General features: G+C 66.7%; 14 protein-coding genes. 7 read left to right on the plus strand and 7 right to left on the minus strand.

Annotated elements, in window-relative coordinates:
- The first annotated feature begins 395 nt into the window (after window positions 1–395).
- Window positions 396–2,351, plus strand: coding sequence for an AAA family ATPase (locus AB0E77_RS21400; RefSeq protein ID WP_361572967.1), 1,956 nt, complete (start codon window positions 396–398; stop codon window positions 2,349–2,351).
- A 286-nt stretch (window positions 2,352–2,637) separates the two neighbouring features.
- The gene (locus AB0E77_RS21405) at window positions 2,638–2,850 is read left to right on the plus strand and encodes a hypothetical protein (RefSeq protein ID WP_361572969.1); all 213 of its coding nucleotides are present in this window, start codon (window positions 2,638–2,640) and stop codon (window positions 2,848–2,850) included.
- A gap of 193 nt (window positions 2,851–3,043) precedes the next feature.
- Here the strand turns inward: AB0E77_RS21405 and AB0E77_RS21410 are convergent, their stop codons facing one another.
- From AB0E77_RS21410 to AB0E77_RS21425, 4 genes are read right to left on the minus strand one after another with little or no spacing between them, the layout of a single operon-like run.
- Window positions 3,044–6,352, minus strand: coding sequence for an SNF2-related protein (locus AB0E77_RS21410; protein WP_361572971.1), 3,309 nt, complete (start codon window positions 6,350–6,352; stop codon window positions 3,044–3,046).
- 2 nt (window positions 6,353–6,354) lie between these two features.
- Complete coding sequence (locus AB0E77_RS21415) at window positions 6,355–9,216, minus strand: DUF1156 domain-containing protein (RefSeq protein ID WP_361572973.1); 2,862 nt, start codon at window positions 9,214–9,216, stop codon at window positions 6,355–6,357.
- 53 nt (window positions 9,217–9,269) lie between these two features.
- A complete protein-coding gene (locus tag AB0E77_RS21420) occupies window positions 9,270–9,749 on the minus strand; it encodes a hypothetical protein (RefSeq protein WP_361572975.1) in 480 nt (159 codons plus the stop codon).
- Entirely contained in the window at window positions 9,746–13,027 is a 3,282-nt protein-coding gene (locus tag AB0E77_RS21425; RefSeq protein ID WP_361572977.1) for a DUF499 domain-containing protein, read from the minus strand. Before AB0E77_RS21425 ends, AB0E77_RS21420 begins: the two co-directional genes overlap by 4 nt.
- Window positions 13,028–13,516: 489 nt before the next feature.
- Between AB0E77_RS21425 and AB0E77_RS21430 the strand changes: the two genes are divergently transcribed.
- Both AB0E77_RS21430 and AB0E77_RS21435 read left to right on the plus strand, forming a co-directional pair.
- On the plus strand, window positions 13,517–13,780 hold the full coding sequence (locus AB0E77_RS21430) for a CopG family transcriptional regulator (protein WP_361572979.1): 264 nt from the start codon (window positions 13,517–13,519) through the stop codon (window positions 13,778–13,780).
- A complete protein-coding gene (locus tag AB0E77_RS21435) occupies window positions 13,777–14,190 on the plus strand; it encodes a PIN domain-containing protein (protein WP_361572981.1) in 414 nt (137 codons plus the stop codon). The genes AB0E77_RS21430 and AB0E77_RS21435 overlap by 4 nt, the downstream gene beginning before the upstream one ends.
- Before the next feature lie 168 nt (window positions 14,191–14,358).
- On the opposite strand, the gene AB0E77_RS21440 is transcribed toward AB0E77_RS21435, so the two are convergent.
- Genes AB0E77_RS21440 through AB0E77_RS21450 form a run of 3 tightly spaced genes read right to left on the minus strand, consistent with a single transcriptional unit; the run spans window position 14,359 to window position 17,586 of the window.
- On the minus strand, window positions 14,359–14,631 hold the full coding sequence (locus AB0E77_RS21440) for a hypothetical protein (RefSeq protein WP_361572983.1): 273 nt from the start codon (window positions 14,629–14,631) through the stop codon (window positions 14,359–14,361).
- On the minus strand, window positions 14,631–16,994 hold the full coding sequence (locus tag AB0E77_RS21445; RefSeq protein WP_361572985.1) for a DUF4132 domain-containing protein: 2,364 nt from the start codon (window positions 16,992–16,994) through the stop codon (window positions 14,631–14,633). The genes AB0E77_RS21440 and AB0E77_RS21445 overlap by 1 nt, the downstream gene beginning before the upstream one ends.
- Before the next feature lie 52 nt (window positions 16,995–17,046).
- Window positions 17,047–17,586, minus strand: coding sequence for a hypothetical protein (locus AB0E77_RS21450; protein WP_361572987.1), 540 nt, complete (start codon window positions 17,584–17,586; stop codon window positions 17,047–17,049).
- A gap of 187 nt (window positions 17,587–17,773) precedes the next feature.
- On the opposite strand from AB0E77_RS21450, the gene AB0E77_RS21455 reads away from it, so the two are divergent.
- From AB0E77_RS21455 to AB0E77_RS21465, 3 genes are all read left to right on the plus strand, one after another.
- The gene (locus AB0E77_RS21455; RefSeq protein ID WP_361572989.1) at window positions 17,774–19,159 is read left to right on the plus strand and encodes an MBL fold metallo-hydrolase; all 1,386 of its coding nucleotides are present in this window, start codon (window positions 17,774–17,776) and stop codon (window positions 19,157–19,159) included.
- Between the two features lie 2 nt (window positions 19,160–19,161).
- Complete coding sequence (locus AB0E77_RS21460) at window positions 19,162–19,911, plus strand: sulfite exporter TauE/SafE family protein (RefSeq protein WP_361572991.1); 750 nt, start codon at window positions 19,162–19,164, stop codon at window positions 19,909–19,911.
- Window positions 19,912–19,993: 82 nt separating this feature from the next.
- A complete protein-coding gene (locus tag AB0E77_RS21465; RefSeq protein ID WP_361572993.1) occupies window positions 19,994–20,569 on the plus strand; it encodes a rhodanese-like domain-containing protein in 576 nt (191 codons plus the stop codon).
- Window positions 20,570–20,589: the final 20 nt, after the last annotated feature.

Below are 20,589 nucleotides of genomic sequence, written 5' to 3' on the forward strand. Positions count from 1 at the left end.
TACGACGAGCAGACCGCCTTCCCCAGCACCGCTTGACTGATCAACCGCATCGGATGTCTGTCTTCGCCCCGGCTGGCCGCGCCCGGCGGCGCGCTGCGTGCATGCGGGCTGAGCAGAGAACATTTTTCTGTGGCTGAGGCCGGTCGGCTCCACGGCTTTAGCCACCTCCCCGGTCCGGGTCCCGCGTCGAGCAAGACCAGGGGGCCACTCGTGCACATTGCGGGCAGGTTCAAAGCCTGCCCGAGTTGCCAACCAGCGTACGGCCCCCTGATCATGCTCGACCCCAGACTGGGCAGGCCACCGGCCAAACCCGCTCCGCCGACCTACACTGCCCTTCAGGTACTCGTCACACCACCAAGCACCTGAACGTTGCCTCAATACAACTGGGGGGGGAAATGCGAGTCTCTAGTATTAAGCTAGAGAATTTTCAAGGAGTTCAAAATCTTCACCTCGAAGGCTTGGATAACCTTCCACTAGTTGTAATATCCGGCAGGAACGGAACAGGTAAATCGACAGTACTCGTCGCGCTGAGCCTCCTCTGGGAGTTCCCAGAAGATCTTGACCCCTACCCTCTGGTAGGCCCATGGGGAGAAACCGCCAAGATTGAAATGACTATCTCCCTGACCCTCGAAGAGCAGAATAAGCTGACTGATACAGCCAGGACGCGGCATGGGAGCGACGTTGGGGAGTGCCCTAGCTCCCTAAATATAGGGCTCATGTTGACCGAATACGATAAACCTGAGCGATTGGACTCAGTCATTTGGGTTGACATCCTGCGCTCAAAGGCCTTCAGGAGAACCCACGCGTTCGCTCGGTTGACTTTCATCCCCTCCGAGCGAGCAGTGACCCGCTCCAACTTGGGATCTGTTGATCCGGACAGCCTGTCGTCAGACGCGGCCGAAAGAATCCGAACTGAAGCGATTGAGTCAGTACTGAATGGATGGTCAAGCTTCAGCCTCAACAATATTCCTGACTACCTAGCGACACTCGACTATGCAGCAATGATCGCAAGCAGACAAGCAGGAGAAATAAGTGAACGGTCGGAATATGAGGAGATCGCCAACAGCTTCCGCGAGGCGACTGGAAAGGAACTGGAGCGACCTTCCCTGTCACGCGAGGGAAAGATTGCCCTTTTTGTTGATTCGCTAAATGGGAACAAGCACGCCATTCAGCATCTATCCAGTGGTGAACTGGGAGCACTTGGGTTGATGTACATGACGCGCCGCCTTGCTTCGGCCGGTGGGATCCTTGCAGTCGATGAGCCGGAAATCCATCTCCATCCGTCTCTACAGACCACAATTCTCGATATGATCCTCGGGGCCAGTGAAAGCGCACAGCTCTGGCTTTGCACTCACTCTCCGAATTTGATTAACTCCTCACCCATCGATTCGATTGTGAGTGTTTCTGCGGCAAGAGATGGCGTTAACCAGGCGGCGCGAATCAGCCACCAGGTGAACCGAATTGAATTGCTGGCAGATCTTGGCGTCACCCCCAGCTCGTGGCTTCAGCATGATCGTATTATCATTGTGGAAGGCGCCACCGATAAGCACTTGATTGAACTGCTCTTCCCGGTAGAGGCGTCACGTTCGGTGATTTACGTCGCCGGAAACAGAGCGGGCGTCGACGCGACGGTTCGAACGCTCACCGCTGGCGACGCACTGCTTCCTTGGATCGCCATTCGCGATCGCGACCTAGTCGGTAACACCGAAAATGACCCCGGAAGCAGTTTCACATGGAGTCGCCGAACCTTTGAGAACACGTTCCTCGACTCCAGGCTACTTGCACACGTAATAGACGCAGCTGGGGGAAGTGAAGACCCAGCAGCAGTAGAAGAGAAGCTGAAGGAATTGGCGTCGACCGAGAAGTCTGATGTCGAGAGACTATTGGTGGAGGAGAAACTTCGCCAAATGATACCCGACACAAAACCGTCAGGCACTGGGCTGAGAGCAGCGCTTGAGCATCATATTACCCTTCAGCAGCAACGGCTTGACGCCTACGAGGACGCAGCCCGCGAAGTGCAGCAGCATCTGGAGGAGAGCTGGGAAAGAGAATGGAAAGCGCTCGTTCAAGGCAAAAGAGTCCTTGCCAATTTCACGCGGTTCACCCCGTTCCGGGGAATGCAGCAGATGCTCAACGCTATCTGCAAGGCTTGTCGTGATAACCCTGAACTAATGCCCGATGACCTTGTCGCACTACATGGGATAATCTCAGAGTCGACGGTGCGGTCCGGCGCCCAAGACGTCGGCTGCATGCTCGGCGACTTGGCCAGGAGTGCCCATCGGGCGAGTGGTCCGAAGGCCGGCCCGCCCAAACAAGGTCCCGATATTCGTCGCGGACCATGCGGTCGTTGACCATCGTTGCCAGCGAGCGCATGCGGTTGCGCCGTTCTGACATCCACGAGTGACATCAACGGCTCCGGACGTCAGCACTCCTAGGCGGTCTGGCATGGCCAGCATGGCCGGGCAGCTCCCCAGCAGTACCGGGGAGCGATTGAACTCCTAAAGCGGTGCTCTAAAGGGGCCCCGGAGCGCCCAACTCAGCTGCGGTACCTGTCATCATCATGTGATGGCAGGCGGGCAGCTACCGACAGGGTGGACTCTGAAGGAGATCCGCGACGTGTCCGGAGATCGGGACTCCATGGCTCTCGACACCGATCGCGTCGTGACGTGGGTGGGCCGGCCGGGAGAAGACGAACGGCTCCATCCTGAGATCATCCTTGGATTCCACGGGCTGTTTCTGGTGAAGCCGGTCAACGATAAGGACTGGTGCCTGGGCAGTCTGAACGATGATGGCAGTGTCGACTGCCGGAGTGCCTACTGCGACCTCTACGAGGCGCTTCGCGGTCTGTAGCCCCGATGCCCTCGCTCAGATCAGCACGGCGAGGCCCGTCTCAGTTTCCGTCTCACTCAGCCCTGTTCACGGCCGTTCAGACGAGACCAGGAGCTGGGAAAGCGTGTTGGTCGCCGCTGAGTCATCTCTGCCGACAAATCAGGCCGCGCCCGTCATCCAGTTCCTGGTGAGAAGGAAGTCACCTCATTGTCGATCACTCACTGGGTTCGGCGGGTAGGAGAGAGCCCAACTCGGGTGAGCCGTAAGTCAGGAAGACGAGGTCGCTGTCGCTGCTGGTATCCCAGATGTCGCGGTCGAATGTCACGGGGACTGAGGCCGTGGACGGCTGACCCATGTAGCACTCGACGGACTTCGTGCCAGCGGGACATCCGAAAGACACACGGGCGTCGTCACGCGGACGGAGGAGGCTGTAGATACCGGGACGTCCGTCGTCTGGGGTCAGCCAGCGGCCTGAGAGGAGGTTGTTCGTAAGCTTGGTGGCAAGCTCTGACGGAGCGACGTCTCCGACCAGGTCCGGCGGGGTCTTGATGGTGAGGTCATCGTCGGGGGTGCCGAGGTCGTCAGTGCTGACGGGTTGGCTGTTGATGTCGTCGATCTGGGTTCGGATTTCGGCGATCTCGCTGGCGATGACCTCGTCGCTGAGGCTCGTGGCGAGGGCGAGGTCTTCGATGACCTTCTCGACGGTGCCGAGGACGGGGGCGGCGCCGCCGAGGATGTTGGTGAAGTCGTCGTAGTCCTCCTTGATGCCCTTATAGACCTGCTCCTCGACTGTGTCTTTGTAGAAATAGTTGCTGATCTGGAGGCGCTCGTAGGTGGCGCCGATGCGGTCGATGCGGCCGATGCGCTGCTCGACGCGCATCAGGTTCCAGGGCATGTCGTAGTTGATGAGGCGGCCCGACGTCTGCAGGTTGAGGCCCTCGCTCATCGAGTCGGTGCCGATCAAGACCTCGATATCGCCGTTGCGGAATCGGGTTTTGATCTCGGCCTTGGTGACCGGGTTCCACTCCTCTGCTACGGGATCGTAGATCTCGCCGCCGCGGCCGGAGTAGCAACCGAGCCTGTAGTAGCCAGCGGCCAGGAGGCGCTGGCGGACGTAGTCCATGGTGTCGGTGTACTGAGTGAAGACCACTGCGGAGTCGTACGTTTTGAACGACTCGGCCAGGTCCTCGACGAGCTGCTGGGCCTTGGTGTCCTCGCCGGTGATATCGCCGAGGTCGTTGAGGAAGGAGCGGAGCTCGCCGATCTCCTTCTTGAGGCGGTCGGCGCGGACGTCGAAGGTCTCGGGGTCGAAGAGGGAGTTCTCCAGGTCGACGCCGTCGTCGTCGGTGAGGAGATCGGCCAGGCTCTTGCCCTGCTCGAGTACGTCAAGGCGGCGTTGCAGGGACTGCTTGATCGCTTCGAAGGAGGAGGTCAGCCGGCGCCGGTAGACGGTCATGATGAAGCCGAGGGCCTTGGTGGCCTTGTCGGACTTGTAGGCGTTGTAGTGGCGGCGGATGTATTCCTCGATGCGGTCATACAGCTTCCGCTCGTTCGACGCCAGGGGAATGAACTCGTCGGTGACGTGCCGGTACGGGATGACGATCGAGGCCGGGATGATGCCGGCCTCCTGGTAGGCCCGCATGGTCTTGCGGGTGTTGCGGAAGACCCGATCGCGTATCGGGGTATGGCGGCGAGCCCACTTATCCATCCACTCGGAGGTGGCGTTGGGGAACTGTGCCCTGAGGTCAGGTGAGGGTGGGTTGTTGGCCATCCCCGTCACCGTCCACGCGTCGGCCCATCCGAGTGCGTCGTTGACCTGCTGCTCCAGCTCGTAGTCGTGTTCGGCGAGTGGATCGGAGAAGTAGTCCTCCAGCATGTCGCAGATGAGTTTCCAGCCGCGCCTCTCGGGCGGGTCGCCGAGGTAGGTGAAGTATTGCGTGAAGAAGAACGCCTGCTCACCCCACTTGCCCGGCAGCCCGAGGAGCTCTATGAGGTCCCAGGCCTCGTGGGGGTGCATCTGCATCGGGGTCGCCGAAGCGAGGTAGAGTGCACGCCACAGCTCGCGCCTCTTCATCTCCTGGAGCAGCGCGAGCAGGGAGTTGGGAGTGTCGGTCGCCTTGGAACCGCGGCGGCGGGCGTGATGGGCCTCATCGACGAGGACGACATCCCACGGTCCGGCGTTAAGGATCTGGATACGGCGACTGCGGCGGCGAGCGAGGTGGGAGGAGGCGAGCACGATCGGGAAGGCCGACCACGGGTTCGCCTTCGGATCGGTCGCGATGGGCTGGTCGAACCGGTCGATGAAGCCGCCCTTGTCGTAGCGGGCGACGTCGAGGTTCATCTTCTCGTGGAGCTCTTCCTGCCACTGCTTCATCACCGAGGCAGGCACCAGCAGCAGCGCCTTCTTCGCCCGGCCGGAGGTGAAGAGCTCACGCAGCACCATACCTGCCTCGACGGTCTTGCCGAGACCGACCTCGTCGGCGAAGAGATAGCCGCGCGGGTACGTCGACACCACCCGGTGGATCAGCTCGGCCTGGTGCGGCAGCGGCTGAGCCCACGCTGTGCCCACGCCAGTCCACGCGGACACCTTCGGCGCATCCCGGAGAGCGACCAGCTCGTCCCAGGCCGCCTGGATATCGACATCCACGTCGACAGGCGGTGCCTCGCGATCGGCCTCCTCGCGCCTCGGCTGCGGCACGAACGTGTCGAAGGGGAACGGCGGAGCGTCGGGAGCGTGCTCTATCAGGTGTTCCCGGACGGCGGTGGGCAGGTCGATGATCGCCCAACCCTCGTCGGGGTTGGCACGCCAGTGCCGCTCGAAGGCTCGCTCCTTGGGCTCGCCGTAATCCTCCCAGGACTCGGTACGCCAGGAGCGGTAGGCGTCGAAGGTCTCGTGGTTCTTCACCCATGCGGTGACCGAGGCGTTGTTGGAGCCGCTGAATGCGACCTTCTGGCCGTAGCGATCTGTGAAGATGCCGTACTTGGTGTGGAAGTAGCGGCCCGACTCCTGGTGGGTGAGCAGGTGGCCGTGCTTGTCGACCGGGATGCCGACCCGGATGTGGAGCCGGTCGTTGGCGACCATCCAGGCCAGCACGCTGAGGTGGTCGCTCTGCACGATCTTCGTGCCCTCCAGGCCAGGGTCAGCCAGTAAACGCTCGGCGACCACATCGTCGAGCGGAGTGCCGGAGAGCACCGCGTCGACGTCCTTCTTGCCGAGCTGGGCGCCGACGATGAGTCTCATCACGCCACCACCGGCGATGAAGTACGCCGTGCCCTGCGCGGCAAACTGCAGCTCTGCCCCGGACCAGTAGCCGACCGCACGGTCGTAGGCGACAGCCCTGGAAAGCAGCGGCTCGTAGAACGTCTCAAACGGTGCATCGTCGGGCGAGTACATCGCCTTCAGTGTCACGCTGCGGAACGAGTTGTCGGCCGTGGCAGGGTCATGGTCGAAGAGACCATCCTGTGCCGGTGTCGCCGGCTTGGCGGCGGCACCGGGAAACAGGGCGTCGTCGTGCTCGGCCAACCTCACTCCATCTCGAAGAGAGCGACTGGTTCGTCAATCTGCGTTATAGGGAGATCGTCGGCTGGGAGCTGAACACTATCGAAGTAGAGTGTGCACAGCGTGTCGAGAAGTCCCGCCTCCGGGTAGACCCACGCGCCCTTTGACTTCTTGCGAGGGATTGCGTTAACCAGGCCCTGAATGGCGGCAATGAACGCACGGTCACTGGTGTAGCCATGCCGATCGACGAAACGCTTTGCAGCTTGCATGCCGTCAACCTTGGCAATGTAGAGCATCGTGTCGACGGCATCGATGAGGTACTCAAACCCGGCTGCCTCTGGGCGGACTCCAGGAGCATCGCCTTCGTTGCCCCTTCGGATCCGCTCCTCAGGTGCCAGCAACTCCACGGTTCCAGCCTTCTTCTTGAGTACCTTGGCTCTTGTCAGGTGGTCGATGTCGAGTCCGCCAACGGCTAGGGCAAGGAGCCGAGCAGCATCGAAGTCGGCCTCCCGTGCCTTGAAGATGTCCCAGGCCATGAGCACGAAGTCGGTAAGGCTATCGACTTGGACCGCTTCGCCCACGAGGCGGCGACGTCGGAGTTCGACGATCTCCTCACGTGCGATGTTCAGAGCCTCCTCCGGCCTCAGGAGCCGATCGGCTCCGTTCTCATCGGGTACCGACGAGTAGACGGGCCAGTTCCGCGAGATGACAGACAGCGCGGGGCCGTAGGTGGCGAGCATGAGGTCGACACCTTCGATACCGTCTTCGGCGAAGCGGAGCGACGCACTTCGTGCTTCTGTGCGAACCTCAGGCGCTACGTCTTCGAGGTACCGCTTCCCGCCATCATCGCTCCGGTCCCGCTTACGACAGACCAGCATGATGGTGGACTCTGCGGCGTTCTTGTTGGCTTGGTGGCTGCTGGTCTCTGGCTCAGTAGCGACAGGCCAGGACGTCTCGACCGTGAAACCCGCTGCGATCAACGCCGAGCCCAATGCATCCCATGCCCGAGCGTTCTTGTTGGTGAACATCACCGTGAGCACGCCGCCGTCGGATAGGATTCTGCGGCACTCAATGAAGATCGCGGCCATCTTCGACTCGTAGTCGAGGTCAGCGATCTCCTTCTTACGGCGACCGAGCGCTGCGAACCGTGCATCGTTGGTGACAGCCTCGTTTTCCAGGTCGGTGTTCTCTTCTTCGAAGAGCTCCGGCGTCACGACACCGAGGGTCTCCCGCTCCCAGGCGTAGAAGAAGTTGGAGAGCTCGGAGTACATGACGTTGGCGTAGTACGGCGGATCCATGCAGATGTGCTGGATAGAACCGTCAGGTAGGGAGGGAATGTCGGCCGCGGTCCCGGCGGTGACCTGCACCTCGCGATCCAGGCGTGCACCGGGCGCGCTGCTGCCAGTCTCTTCGAGGAGACGTGCGATCTCGTCGTAAGCATCGACCAACTGGTTCAAACACCACGGCAGCAGTTCTCCTGGGCCCGGAAACTCGACGAAGGTCCACTTGAACGCGAAGTTGTGTTTCTCAAAGACGGCGCGAGTCGACTGGCGGTTCACGTGCCAGGACGTTTGCCGCGCGTTGTAGTTCAGTGCCTTTCCCTGCATCAGCGCAAGCTCGGTGAGGATGTCTTTCGAGAGGCTCTCATCGAGCTCAGTCCTCGCTTCTGCGGCAACCTTGCGGAACGCTTGGACGAAGGCGGCATGGGTGAGGAGCTGGCGAGGGGAAAAGAAGTCGGCCCATTTGTTGATGCCGTACATCCGATGACCGCGGTCGTAGTTCGACACCTCGGGAATCGGGGTCGAGGGAATGATGCCGGTGGCTTCCCAGATTTCGATGTTCTCCGCTACCAGTTGCTCAGCCTTATCGAGTGCCTCAAGGTCGGCATCGGTCGGCGAACGGAAGGTTCGTCCAGCGGAGGTCTTGACGACAACTGCATAGAGGACCTGGGTCATGCGGCCGGCCTTGGCCTCGGCCTTGATGTAGTCGCCGTCGACGACGAGATTGTCGTACGGGCTGATCGCGCGGCCGCCCGCAAAGAGGCCCTTGTCAGCATCGAAGTCGATGTCCGTCCCGTGCAGGACTTCAAATCTCGGCGTCTGCAACTCGACTCCGTCGAGTTCAGTCAGCATCCGCACAGCGGCTTGCTTGGGACCCTTCCGAAGCCACCAGTCCGGCATCAGCGGCACGATCCGGCCGGTGCGGGGGCAAGCCACCGCATGGGCGTAGAGGTAGTTCGTAACCCTCTCCCTGCCAGCCTTCGGGAAGTACTCAAGGAGCCTGGTCGTGGCGTCGTCCACGATCCGCTGACCCCACTTGCGCAGGACTGGAGTTAGCGCCGTGCCGTGTTTGGCTGGGATCGTGAGGCTTGCGTTCAGGATCGACACGGCCACGCTGTTGAGGTCGTTCGCGTAGGTCGGCAGACCCAAGCGCAGCGCGGTCCATGGGATGGAGCCTCCCCCAGCGGTCACATCTGCAACGGCAGGAAGGCGGCCCCAGGTGTCGACGAGGACGTCGTGCAGCTCTCGGATCTCCTGCTCGCCGACACTGTTCTTGAACGCTGGACGGTAGGTGTAAGGGTTGTCCTTGAGTTTGACGCCCGCGGCCTTGGCGGCTTCACTTGTTCGTTTCGCCAGCACGGGGTCTCCCCAAATACCGACGAGGCGGTTGAACCAGTCGCGATATGCCCGTTCGGTTTGCAGCCCGCTGATCGTAGGATGCCGCTCCGCAAGTTCGTCGCTCCAGGCTGGCAGGATACCCGCCAGAACTGTGGCCGCCGAGGCGACGATAGGGCGACGAGCCCACCACTGATGGAGGGTCTTGAGCTTCGGGAACTGCCCTGGGATCGGGGCAGCTTCGCGTCGTGACTCGATGCTCAGAGCTGCCACCGGCAGCCAGTCTTCAGCCAGTACCTTGGGCCGCGTTGTCACGGTGCTTACTTTCAGTCGTCGGAGAGGAGGATGCGGAGGGCCTTGCGGGCGCGGTTGGCGTCGACGCCGATGCACTTGGAGTACCAGTAGTAGGTCTCCTCGGTGCTCATGGCGTTGATGCCAGCGACGAGTGCGCGGACGCGCTCATGCTTGGCGATGGGCTGGGTGGCTAGCAGGACCAGGGCCAGGCGTACGCCGTCGGGTTCGGTGAGCCGGATGGGCGCCTTGCGGGTGAAGGTCAGCACGCTGGGCTGGTGGCCCGATCGCTTCACTGCAGCGAAAAGGGCGTCGACGACGCGGCCCGTCTGCTGCGGGGTGAGGGTAACGACGGCCGTGGCGAGGACGGAGACAGCCTCGCCATAAGTCTCCTCGACGGTGAGGCCGTAGGTCTCACCGCGGCCAGGCTTCACGATGAGACGGAATCCGCGGGCGCCGGCGACGGCGGCGAGCCGTCGGCTCGGGACGGTCGTCGCGCGCTGGGGCGGGGTCACTTGGTAACCTCCGCCGTCATCGTTGTGCTCTTCATACCGAGCTTCTTGATCACATCGTGGATCTGCACGATCTGCGGGTCGTCGACGTCGAGTGCCGGGTTGAACCGGAACGTGAGGGTGACGTCGCCGACCGTCTTCGTGGCGGCGGTGAGCGCCTTCTTGGCGTGGCCGTAGGCCGTCTGGAAGTCGGCGCGCTCAGCGGTGCCATGGAACTGGATGCCGCCTCCGGTGAGCCCCTTGTACTCGGCGCGGATGGTGGAGCGGACCGTGATGGTCTGCTTCTGCAGCATGCCGAGCGAGGCAACGGCAAGGTCGATGTCGCTCGTGCCGGACGCGGCATCCGCGCTCACCTTCAAAGTGAGGGTCGAGATGGTGCGGATCGTGTAGTCAGAGACGGCGTCGAGCAGGGTCTGCATGGCCGCTCCGCCGGGACCGTTCGCGGTGAAGGTCTTGGAGGCGGCGGTGCGGGAGGGAACCTCGACGCCGATTTGGTCGGCGGTCTCACGGGGCAGGATGTGGAGGGTGTCGAGGCCCTTGTCCTTGATCGCCGAGGGTGAGAGCGCCCGGACGCCGGCGGCGGGCTCGGTGTCGGTGACGACGAACCAGCCGTACTCGCTGGACTGGACGGCGGTGGCCAGCAGGTCGAGGACCTCGGTCTTGGAGGGCTCGCCACCGCAGGCGGTCTCGAGGCGGGCGCGGAGATCGGCGCCGGTGAGCTGGTCCTTGGTGAGCACCGAGCGGAGGTCAGTCTGGGTGGGTTTGCGGACCAGCAGGCCGCGCTTCTGCGCCTCAGCCATGGTCATGACCTCGGTGTCGGCGCTGAAGGTGATCGACATGCCAGCCTGGTTATTGGCCGTGTAAGCCTTTCCGCTGGCGGAGTCGTAGTAGACCCAGTTGTCGTGGCTGACGCCGTTGACGATCGCGTCCCGCAGCAGGGAGGGGTTGCGGACGATGGAGGCCTTGTGGTCGGACCAAAAATACTCGGCGATCGCGGCCGTGCTCGTGGCCTCCTTGTTGGCCCAGGTACGGGCGCGTAGGAAGGAGGCCGTGAACGGGCTGGTGCGGATCTTGTCCTCATCGGTCAGCAAGGTAATAACAGCGGAGGTGGCATTTTTCGGGTCGCCCTGGGCCTGGGCGGGGAGCTCGCGGTGGCGCAGGTAGTCGGTGGCCTTCTCATCGGCCGGGTAGTAGATGTGCTTGAAGCACCGGGTGACCGCGATGCGTGCCTGGAGGCGGGCCTCCTTGTCGTAGGCCTCGACCTTCTTGCGGACCTCCTCGCTGAACTGGCCCAGCCGGTTGGTATCCGCGGCGAGGTTGTTGGAGGCGATCAGGGCACGTGCGCGGTCCTTGAGTACGTGGACCTGCTCGGCGTCGGCAAGGGCGAAGACCAGGGAGTTGCGGTACTTGCGCGGCGTACCGACCGAGCCGACCTTGTCGAGCATCTCCACGATCTGTGCCGGCGGCTGGTCGGTGTGGCGCGGGTCGACGGTGACGACATCGTGGTCGAGCACGACCACGCGCAGCGCGTTCCTGTCTGGAATCTCGGCGGGGCCTGACGGGAAATGGATCGCGGTGACGCCGCCGTCGTTGGCGAACGCCTTGTGGATCAGGCTATCGACTTCCGCGGCGACCGCAGTGTTGGCGACGTTGCGCTTTTCGGTCTCGATGATGGCGTTGACGTTGGGCTCGATGTTGAAGCGCCAGCGGGCACCGTCGTACGACAGGTGCCAGAAGACCCTCTCCGACTCGGTGAGCGCCTTCTCGTAGATGGTGGCGTCCTCGCCGGGGCGCAGGGTGCCGACCAGCCAGTCGTTGCGGCCCGCCCCTGCAGTGGAGACCATTTCCAGGGAGTGGGTGAACACGGTGCGAGCCACGCGGGTGGCGTAGGCAGGCTTGCCGGGGAAGACATCGGCGTTGACGACAGCCGCGTGGGACGCCTTGGAGGCGAAGTCGCCCTTGGCCACGCTCGCGTACTCGGCGCGGCCGAGGCCGTCGGTGAGGTGGTTGAGGACCGGCTCGTTGGAGTAGTCGATGTCGCCGACGTTGATGATCTCTGTGTCGTCGTTGGTGGCGTAGATGTTGGCCACAACCTCGGCCAGGAGTTTCAGGGCGCCACGGGCACGCTGGAAATCGGTTATGTTGCCCAGTCGCTTATCGAGGACGCGGACCAGCTCGGGGTGGAACGGGTAGGTCTTAGTGACCAGGTCGCCATAGGAAGCCGGATGCTCGGCGCCGCCAGCGAGCTGCTCGGTCTTGGCGAGCTGCTGGTAGAAGTCCCGGTAGGCCTCCCCGGCTGCCCTGGCGGCGTCCTCGTCGACGGAGGTGAATAGGCGTTTTTTGAGGATCTCTCCGATCTCGTTGTCATCGGCCGGCGTGATCACCGCGCTCGGCCGCACCGCGCGGGTCAGCACGTCACCGGTCTCCTGGGCGGCCTTGACCGAGGCGGCGTTGGCGGCGTCGGCCTTCTCCTTTTCCTCACCGGTCAGTTCGCTGATCTCGGTGGTCTCCGCACCGAACGCGTTGGTGGTCGCGGCCAGGGTGATGATGACCGAGACCTTGTTGGTCGGGTCGGAGGCGACCTCGAAAAGGTTGCCGAGGAAGGCGGGGATCGCGCCGGCCATGCGGCGTACGTCCTCGCTGCCGGAGGAGGTCACTATACGCAGGTGTTTGGAGATCTCGTCGACAATCACCACTGTCGGCTTGCCGCCGAAGGCGGCCTTGATCGTGGCGGTGCCCGGGGCCGTGCGATGGGTGTCGTTCGCCTCCATCGCCGCGAACGCGTCATCGCCAATCTGGGCAGCCATCTCACCCCACATCGTGTAGGTGCGATGGCCGCTGGTCTCGAGGCCCGCAGTGGGGTCGAGGGCGTCGCCGACTAGGGCCGCGACCTGGACCGGGCCGTCGGGAAGCAGACTCGGGTCGAGGAACTCGGCGATGTTGGATGGCCGGGCGCCCTTGGCGAGGTGGTAGACGGCGGTCAGGCCGTGGGTCTTACCGCCGCCGAATGAGGTCGTCGGGCGAAGCACGCCGTTCTCTCCCGCGACACCCTTCGCTCCGGTCAGGCGACCGAAGGTCTTGGTGAGCAGCGTCTTCAAGCCGCTCGTGGGGTAGGTCTGCGCGAAGAATGCCTCCGCGTCGCCGTACACCGGATAGTGCTCCGCGTCGCGGACCACCTTGTCCAGTTGTGCTGCGAAGTGGTTCTCCGCCAATCCGCCTTCGAGTACGTCCTCCCGCGGAACACACACCTTCCGCAGAGCCACCAGGCTCGACGCTGCCATACCCCTCCTGCCGCCCAGACGCCGTGCACGCGGCGTCGCCCCTCAACCTGAGCATCATGGTATTGCAGGCCGTCGACAATCCCTCCTGGTTCTGCCGACGGTCCCGCATCGTCCTACCTGCCGGTGGGTATATCGGCGCGTCGTCCATGTCGGTGGCCCACACCGGCTCATTGCAGGGCGTCGTGGACCATCCGTGGACGAGCAAGTCGCCCAGGACAGTCGTAAGGTCTATGACCTGCCGGAACATCGGAGATGCCGACGGCCTCCGGAGCCGTGTGCGCAGGTTCGAAGCCTGCCGGGGGCACCGTGAAGCAGGTGCCCAAAGACCCCGTCACCAGCGGAAACGCTGAGGCCGGGGTCTTCGCGTATGTGCAGGCGTAGGCCGCTGGCGCGTTGAACTTCGGGCCCCTTCCATCAGCTCAGTAACCCGTGCGTCCTCACCGGCGTCGCTCGACCCACGCCGGGAGGATGATAGGTAGGATTGGTGGCATGAGCGAGCCCACCGGGAAGTACTCGATCACCATGCCGCGTGACATCGCCGAGGCCGCCAAGGCTCGCAGCGGGCCCTCCGGTCTGTCCGCCTACGTGGCCGCGGCCGTCGCTCGGCAGATCGAGCGGGACAACCTCAACGAGCTGATCGCCGTTGCTGAGGCCGAGCACGGGCCCGTCACGGACGAGGAGGTCCAGTCCCTGCGCGACCAGCTCGCCCAGGCGCGGCGTGAGCAGGCACAGGGCGGGGCGAGCGCGGCGTGACCGGCTCGCCCGCGGTCCCCGGCGGCACTCTCGTCCTCGACAGTGAAGGGCTGGCCAAGGCTGTGCTGCGGGATCGCGCAGTCACCGGCTGGCTCGCCCTGGCCCGCGCCGACGACCTCCGTGTGATCACTTCGGCAGCCACCCTCGTCGAAGTGGTCCGCCCTCGCATCAACCGGCCGGCCTTGGAGTGGACGCTCTCCCGTCTCGTCGTGGAGCCGATCACCGAACCGATCGCCCGCCACGCCGCCGCGCTCCTCGGCGACGCCGGCCTGCACGGTCACAAGTACGCCATCGACGCCATGCTCGCCGCCACCGCCCTCGCTGCGCCCGGGCCGGTCACGATCCTCACCTCCGACCCGGAGGACCTCATCACCCTCTGCGGCAGACGCGCCACCGTCATCAAGATCTGAATCTGACCACGCGCTCATCGAGCGGTCCGTCGACGCCGTGCTCGGTCGGGAGGCCTCACTCGTACAGGGCTTGTCGGAGAGCGTACGCACCGTGCTCGCCGCCCTGTCGGACAAGCTGATGAGGGACGCGCGCCGTCGCACCTCCGGCGACGCCCGCTGAAGCCCGGTTCAGCCGCCGGCCAGCGCGACCAGCTTGATGAAGGTCAGGGTGGGGGACCCGGTCAGGTCCACCGTCTCGTCCAGGGAGTCGAGTTGGCGGTCGTCGGTGAGGATGAAGAAGCCGTTGGTCAGGAAGGTCCGTTCGGAGAGTGCGGGGGTGTCCTGCCCGGACCTGAGGGCTATCAGTTCCCGGACCGTCATTCGGCCGGGGAGGCCGGTCAGCTCCCGCTCGGCCAGGCGCTTGCCCGTCGGCGTCTCGTCCCGGAAGGTGACCGTGGCCATCAGGCGCCTCGTTCCAGTTGGCGGAGGATCGTCTCGTCGGTGATCTCGGTGTCCGCGGCCAGCAGGAACGCCTTGCTCAGGATCAGTGCGAGGCGTTCGTCGTCGAAGGGGAGGAAGACCGTGCGGTCGGCCGGCGCGCGGCGGGCCGGGACGATGCACAGGTAGCGGTCGTCCGGGTCCATCAGGACGTTGGCCGAGAAGAGGTGGATCTTGTACGTGTGCAGATCGCCTCGGACGCGCAGGAAGCGCCCGTCGAGCGTGCAGCGGTCGGCGATCTTCAGGCGGGGCAGGAGTCGTTCCAGTGCGTCGCGGCGGGCCAGAGCCGTCTCCGGCAGTTCGCCGAACGCCGTCCGCTCCCAGTACGCGCGCCGGGCGCCTCCGTCGGTCCAGTCGGGGTCGGTGGCGATCGAGGTCACGCCGACGAAGAGGTCCACGTCGCGCATGGCCTCGCTGAAGACGAGTGGGGGTACGTCCGCGAGCGGGGTCTCGCGCCACGTGCCCTCCAGGCGGCGGTCGAAGCGGACCTGGTCGGTCGTGGCCAGTTCGTCCTCGCCCCTGTACTCGGTCCAGGTGTGGTGGAAGCGGACCCGCCACTCCCCCGCCGCCAGGGTGCGGTCCGCCTCGTCGCCGTCTCCTCCGTCCCAGGGGCCGAGCAGACGGCTGCGCCAGCCCCGGGCGCGGAACAGGGCGAACAACTTGCGGTAGTGGACGAGGTGGCCGGCGAAGCGGTTCGAGTAGACGCCGGTCTGCTCCTCGGCCGGGGTGAGGCGGTAGGTCTCGCGGAACGCCTGCTTGAAGGGCTGCCGTATGCGTCGTTCGGTGAGCAGGTCCCGCCAGGCGCGTACCGCGTCGGGGGTGGAGCGCAGGGGGTGCCAGAGGCGCACGGCGGCGTCGGCGGGGGCTTCGGGGAGCGACTCCGTCGTCTCCGGGAGCAGCGGCTGCCACTCGCCCTGCGTCGTCTCGATCTCCCAGATCAGGCGGCCCACCAGGGTGCGGGCCAAGGGGTGGCCGGCCAGTTCCGTGCGCCACCACGCGTACGGGTGGGCCGTGTCGACCGTGAAGCCGCCTTCCAAGGCCCGCGTCAGAGTGGCCAGTTGGGCGTTCAGGCGTTTCACCAGGTCGCGTAGCTCTTTGACCAGGGCCGCGTGGTCGCGGCGGACCGGGGCCGGGACGGTGCGCAGGGGGCGGCCGTCCTTCTCCCAGGTCAGGGTGGCGGTGTCGGTGACGGTGACGACCGCTTCGTAGTCGCCGGCCGGCCGGCGCAGGGCGCCCGCGTCGTCGAAGTCCGTGCGGGGCAGCCGGAGTGCCACGTCGGTGCGTTCGGCCAGGGCCGCGTCCACCTTCCTGAGCATCTTGTCCAGCTGCTTGGGCACCCCGGCGTGCCGGACGGTCCGGCGGACGGTGCGGATCGCGGTGACCAGTTCGGGGGTCGGGAAGTCCTGGGCGGCGCGGACCACTTCGTACAGGAGGGCCTGGGACGGGAGGGTCTTCGCCGGGGTCGGGGCGAGGGCCGTGCCGGGCAGCAGGCGGTCGAAGAGTGCGGGGAGCCATGGTTCGTCGCGCAGCAGGGCCACCCGTAGGGCCTGGCCGAGTGTGGTGACCTCGCGGTCGGTGAAGGCCTTGTCCGCCCGGTAGGGGATCTCGCCGGCCCGGATGGCGTCGGTGCGGTCGGCGGCCGCTTCCAGCGCGCGGCGGGTGAAGGCGACGTACGCCGGGTTCTCGGCCGATCTGTTCCAGGTGTGGGCGAGCGGTGAGACGAATCTGTGCTCGCGGTCCATCTCGGACAGGGCCGTCTGTTCGGCCAGGGGCAGTGCGGCCAGCACGGCCGTCTCGTCGGCGACGATGGGGCCGACGCCGCGGGAGAGCCGTTCCACGGCCGCGGTCAGTGTTTTGTCCCCGGCGAGGGTCGCGACCGCCAGCAGCGCGTACGGCTGACGGACGACGTCCTTGGCCAGCCACGCGCCGACCAGGGCACGGGCGGGGTCGGACAGGTCGGGCACCGGTCCCGTGCAGTGCCGCAGGGCGTCGAGGCCCAGGGTGAGGTCGGCCCAGCCGTGTTCCTCGCACTCCTCGACGAGCACGTCGAACATGCGGCGGCACGCGGCGGGCGTGTAGCGCGGCTGCCGCTCCCCGGCCGCGGCGCGGACCGCGGCGGCTGCCGCTCGGCTCGGGAGCGGGGCCGAGGTGTCCACCCGGCAGGCCGCGACGAAGAGGCTTCCCAGTTCCTCGTCGGTGACCTGTGCCGGGTCGGGGTGGCCGTGCTCGCCGGTGGGGTCCGGGTCCGTCAGCGCGCGCATCAGGTCCTCGGCGGGGCTCGTCGGGCCCCGCTCTCGATCCCCGGCCGCCGGGGCGTCGTTCAGCATGGCGGGATCATGGCAGAGGGGACTGACAACGCCGTCGGCCGCGGGCGGTGCGTCAGGCCGTGCCGTCCCGCTGCCAGACGCGGGGCCAGTTCCCGGACGGCGGCGGTGGCCCCGCGATGCCCAGGTCGCGGCGTGCGAGGGCGTAGAAGGTGTCACGTGCGGCGCTCATCCGGCGGATCGCGTCCTCCCAGCCGGCGAGGTCGTCCTTCGCGCCGCGGGCGTAGAGCTCGACGTTCCACACGGCTTCGTGCCAGGTGCGGGCCGCCGCTATGGTCTCGGCGTCGCCGACGAGCAGCACGGACTCCCACTCGGCCGCCCGCCGGTCCTCCGCCTCCGCGAGCTGGGTGAGGCCCTGCTCCGGGTCCAGGGGGTCCACGGCGTGCCGGAAGCCCCTCGCCGCCCCCATGCGCTGCGCGATGTTGATCTGGTGCTTCAGGGCGTTGGCGTAGGAGGCGTAGGTGTCCAGTCTCTTCTGGTCCCAGCGTTCCGACCTGGCCCGCCGCCATCTGCTCCGTTCCGTGAGGCTGGACGCCAGGTAGGAGCCGGCCGCCCCCACGACGACACCGGCCAACGCGGGCAGCTGCTCCCACACGGTCGATCCCCCTTGCCTTGTGACGGACGCCGACGGCTGGGGACACAGTGCCGTACTCGGCGCCCTCGGCGACAGGTGGGCACATCCCGCGCCGCTGTCGCCCGACCCGCCGTTGGATACCCCGGGGGGTACCCGTGTTACGGTGGTAATACCCCGGGGGGTAATCGTCCCGTGAAGGAGTAGCCCGATGTTCTTCGTCGACACCCTCGAGCTGGAGGGGCTCGGCAACCGTTCCTACCTGGCCGGTGGCGCGCGGAGCGCGGTCGTGGTGGATCCGCCGCGTGACATCGACCGGGTCCTGGCCGTGGCCGCCCGGCGCGGGGTGCTGATCTCGCACGTCGTGGAGACGCACCTCCACAACGACTACGTCAGCGGCGGTCTGGAGCTGGCCCGGGTGACGGGTGCCGTCTACCTGGTGCCGGCCGGGGCCGACGTGGCGTTCTCACGGGTGGCGGTGGCGGACGGTGACACGGTCGGCGTCGACGCCGGGCTGGAACTGCGGGCGGTGGCCACCCCCGGGCACACCCCGCACCACACCTCGTACGTCCTCGAGGAGGACGGCGTCCCGGTGGCCGCGTTCACCGGGGGTTCGCTGCTGATCGGCACGGTGGGGCGGCCGGATCTGGTGGAGCCGCGGCTGACCGAGGAGCTGGCGCGGGCGCAGCACGCCTCCGCGCACCGGCTGGCCGCCGAGCTGCCGGACGAGACCTCCGTGCTCCCGACGCACGGCTTCGGAAGCTTCTGTTCCTCCGGGCAGGCCGAGGGGGACGCCACCACGATCGGCCGGGAGAAGGCCGTCAACGCCGCGTTGACCGAGGACGTCGAATCCTTCGTGGCCCGGCTGCTGGCCGGGCTGGACGACGTGCCCGCCTACTACGCCCACATGAGCCCGGCCAACGCCGGCGGTCCGGCCCCGGTCGATCTGACCCCGCCGGCCGTCGCCGACGGCGAGGAGATCGCCGCCCGGCTCGCGGCCGGCGAGTGGGTGGTGGACCTGCGCGGCCGCGTGGCTTTCGCCGAGGGGCATGTCGCCGGGTCGTACAACTTCGAGGCGGACGGCAAGCTCGCCACGTATCTGGCCTGGCTGATCCCGTGGGGCAAGCCGGTCACGCTGCTCGCCGAGTCGCCGGAGCAGCTGGCCGCCGCCCAGCGGGAGCTGGTCCGGGTCGGCATCGACCGGCCCGCGAGCGCCGCGACCGGGACGCCCGAGGCATGGGTGCCCGCGGGCGGGCGGCCGGTGTCGTTCCCGCGGTCGACGTTCGCCGGGCTGGCCGAGCGCGGCACGGACGGCGTGGTCGTCCTCGACGTACGGAGGGACTCCGAGCGGGCCGCCGGGCACATAGCGGGGTCCGTGCACCTGCCGGTGCACGAGCTGCGCGAGCGGCTGGGCGAGGTGCCGGCGGGCACCGTGTGGGTGCACTGCGCGGGCGGCATGCGGGCCGCGATCGCCGCGTCGATGCTGCACGCCGCGGGGCGGGACGTGGTGGCGGTGGACGACGGGTTCGACGCCGCCGTTGCCGCCGGGCTGACGGTGACCGGTGGCTCGGGCGACCCGAACCGCACCGGCCGCTGAGCATGACCGCTCTGATCGCCGCGCTCGTCGCCGGTGCCGTCGTCGGCCTGGCCCTCGGAGGTCTCGGCGGGGGCGGCAGCGTCCTCGCCGTGCCCGCCCTGATCTACCTGCTCCACTTCGACCCGGCCGACGCGACGACCGCGGCCCTCGTCATCGTCACCCTCACCTCCGTCACCGCGCTGAGCGGCCACGCCCGGGACGGCAACGTCGCCTGGCGCACCGGGCTCCTGTTCGCCGCCGCGGGTGTCGTGCCCGCGATGCTCGCGGGGTCGGTGGCCGACCGGGTGCCCGCGCCCGTGCTGGTCGTGGCGTTCTCGGCCGTCGCCGCGCTGGCCGCGTGGCGGATGCTGCGGCCCGCTGACGCCGGCCCGGCCGCACTCCCCGTCCGCCCCGCGCGGGCCGGTGGCGTCGGTGCCGGGCTCGGCGCGGTGACCGGGTTCCTGGGGGTGGGCGGCGGCTTCCTCGCCGTTCCGGCGCTGGTGGGCGTGCTGGGGCTGGCCATGCGCCGGGCCGTCGGCACGAGCCTCCTCGTCATCACGGTCAACTCCCTGGCCGCGCTCGGCGCACGGGCGGGCACCGGGACGCACCTCGACTGGGCCGTCGTCGGGCCCTTCACCGCGGCCGCGGTGCTCGGCGCCTGGGACGGCAAACGCCTGGCGGCGAAGGTCCGGGGCAGGACACTGCAGACCCTCTTCGCCTACGCCCTCCTCGCGGTGGCGCTCTTCATGCTCGCCGACGCGCTCGTCCCGTGAGCCACCGCCGCACCGCCGACGGCCGACGGCCGACGGCCACCGACAGTCCGAACGTCCGAACGTCCACGGAAAGGATCTCCCCATGCCCACCCCCGCCACCCTCGACCCCCGTCAGGCGCACTCCCGCCTGCACGAACTGACCGTCATCGACGTCCGCACCCCCGGCGAGTACGCCGGCGGTCACCTGCCCGGCGCGCTCAACGTGCCCCTGGACCAGCTCCGGCGTGCCCTGCCCGCCGTCCGTGACGCCGCCCGGCGCGGGGACGTGCTCGTCGTCTGCGCCTCCGGCAACCGCTCCGCGAACGCGTGCCGCGTCCTCGCCGAGCACGGCGTCGACGCCGCGACCCTCGTCGGAGGCACCGGGGCCTGGGCCGCGCAGGGGCACGAGCTCGCCCGGCCGGAGGGGCCCGCGAAGGCCGGCTGGGGCATGGAACGGCAGGTCCGTCTCACCGCCGGGCTCCTCGTCCTGCTGGGCCTCCTGCTCGGCCTGCTGGTGCACCCGGCCTTCCAGCTGCTGTCGGCCGGCATCGCGGGCGGGCTGGTCTTCTCCGCCCTCACCGACACGTGCGGCATGGCGGCCGTGCTCGGCAGGCTGCCGCACAACCGGCCCCGCCACTCCGACCTCGACGCCACGCTCGCCCGGCTGCGCGGCCGGTGAACGACCTCCCTGCCCGGTGA

The organism is Streptomyces sp. NPDC032940 (genome assembly GCF_040636935.1).
Taxonomy (GTDB): Bacteria; Actinomycetota; Actinomycetes; order Streptomycetales; family Streptomycetaceae; genus Streptomyces.

Coding starts and splice junctions, on each gene's coding strand:
- AB0E77_RS21400 (WP_361572967.1), top strand. CDS start 396: ATGCGAGTCTCTAGTATTAAGCTAGAGAATTTTCAAGGAGTTCAAAAT.
- AB0E77_RS21405 (WP_361572969.1), top strand. CDS start 2,638: ATGGCTCTCGACACCGATCGCGTCGTGACGTGGGTGGGCCGGCCGGGA.
- AB0E77_RS21425 (WP_361572977.1), bottom strand. CDS start 13,027: ATGGCAGCGTCGAGCCTGGTGGCTCTGCGGAAGGTGTGTGTTCCGCGG.
- AB0E77_RS21430 (WP_361572979.1), top strand. CDS start 13,517: ATGAGCGAGCCCACCGGGAAGTACTCGATCACCATGCCGCGTGACATC.
- AB0E77_RS21440 (WP_361572983.1), bottom strand. CDS start 14,631: ATGGCCACGGTCACCTTCCGGGACGAGACGCCGACGGGCAAGCGCCTG.
- AB0E77_RS21445 (WP_361572985.1), bottom strand. CDS start 16,994: ATGCTGAACGACGCCCCGGCGGCCGGGGATCGAGAGCGGGGCCCGACG.
- AB0E77_RS21455 (WP_361572989.1), top strand. CDS start 17,774: ATGTTCTTCGTCGACACCCTCGAGCTGGAGGGGCTCGGCAACCGTTCC.
- AB0E77_RS21460 (WP_361572991.1), top strand. CDS start 19,162: ATGACCGCTCTGATCGCCGCGCTCGTCGCCGGTGCCGTCGTCGGCCTG.
- AB0E77_RS21465 (WP_361572993.1), top strand. CDS start 19,994: ATGCCCACCCCCGCCACCCTCGACCCCCGTCAGGCGCACTCCCGCCTG.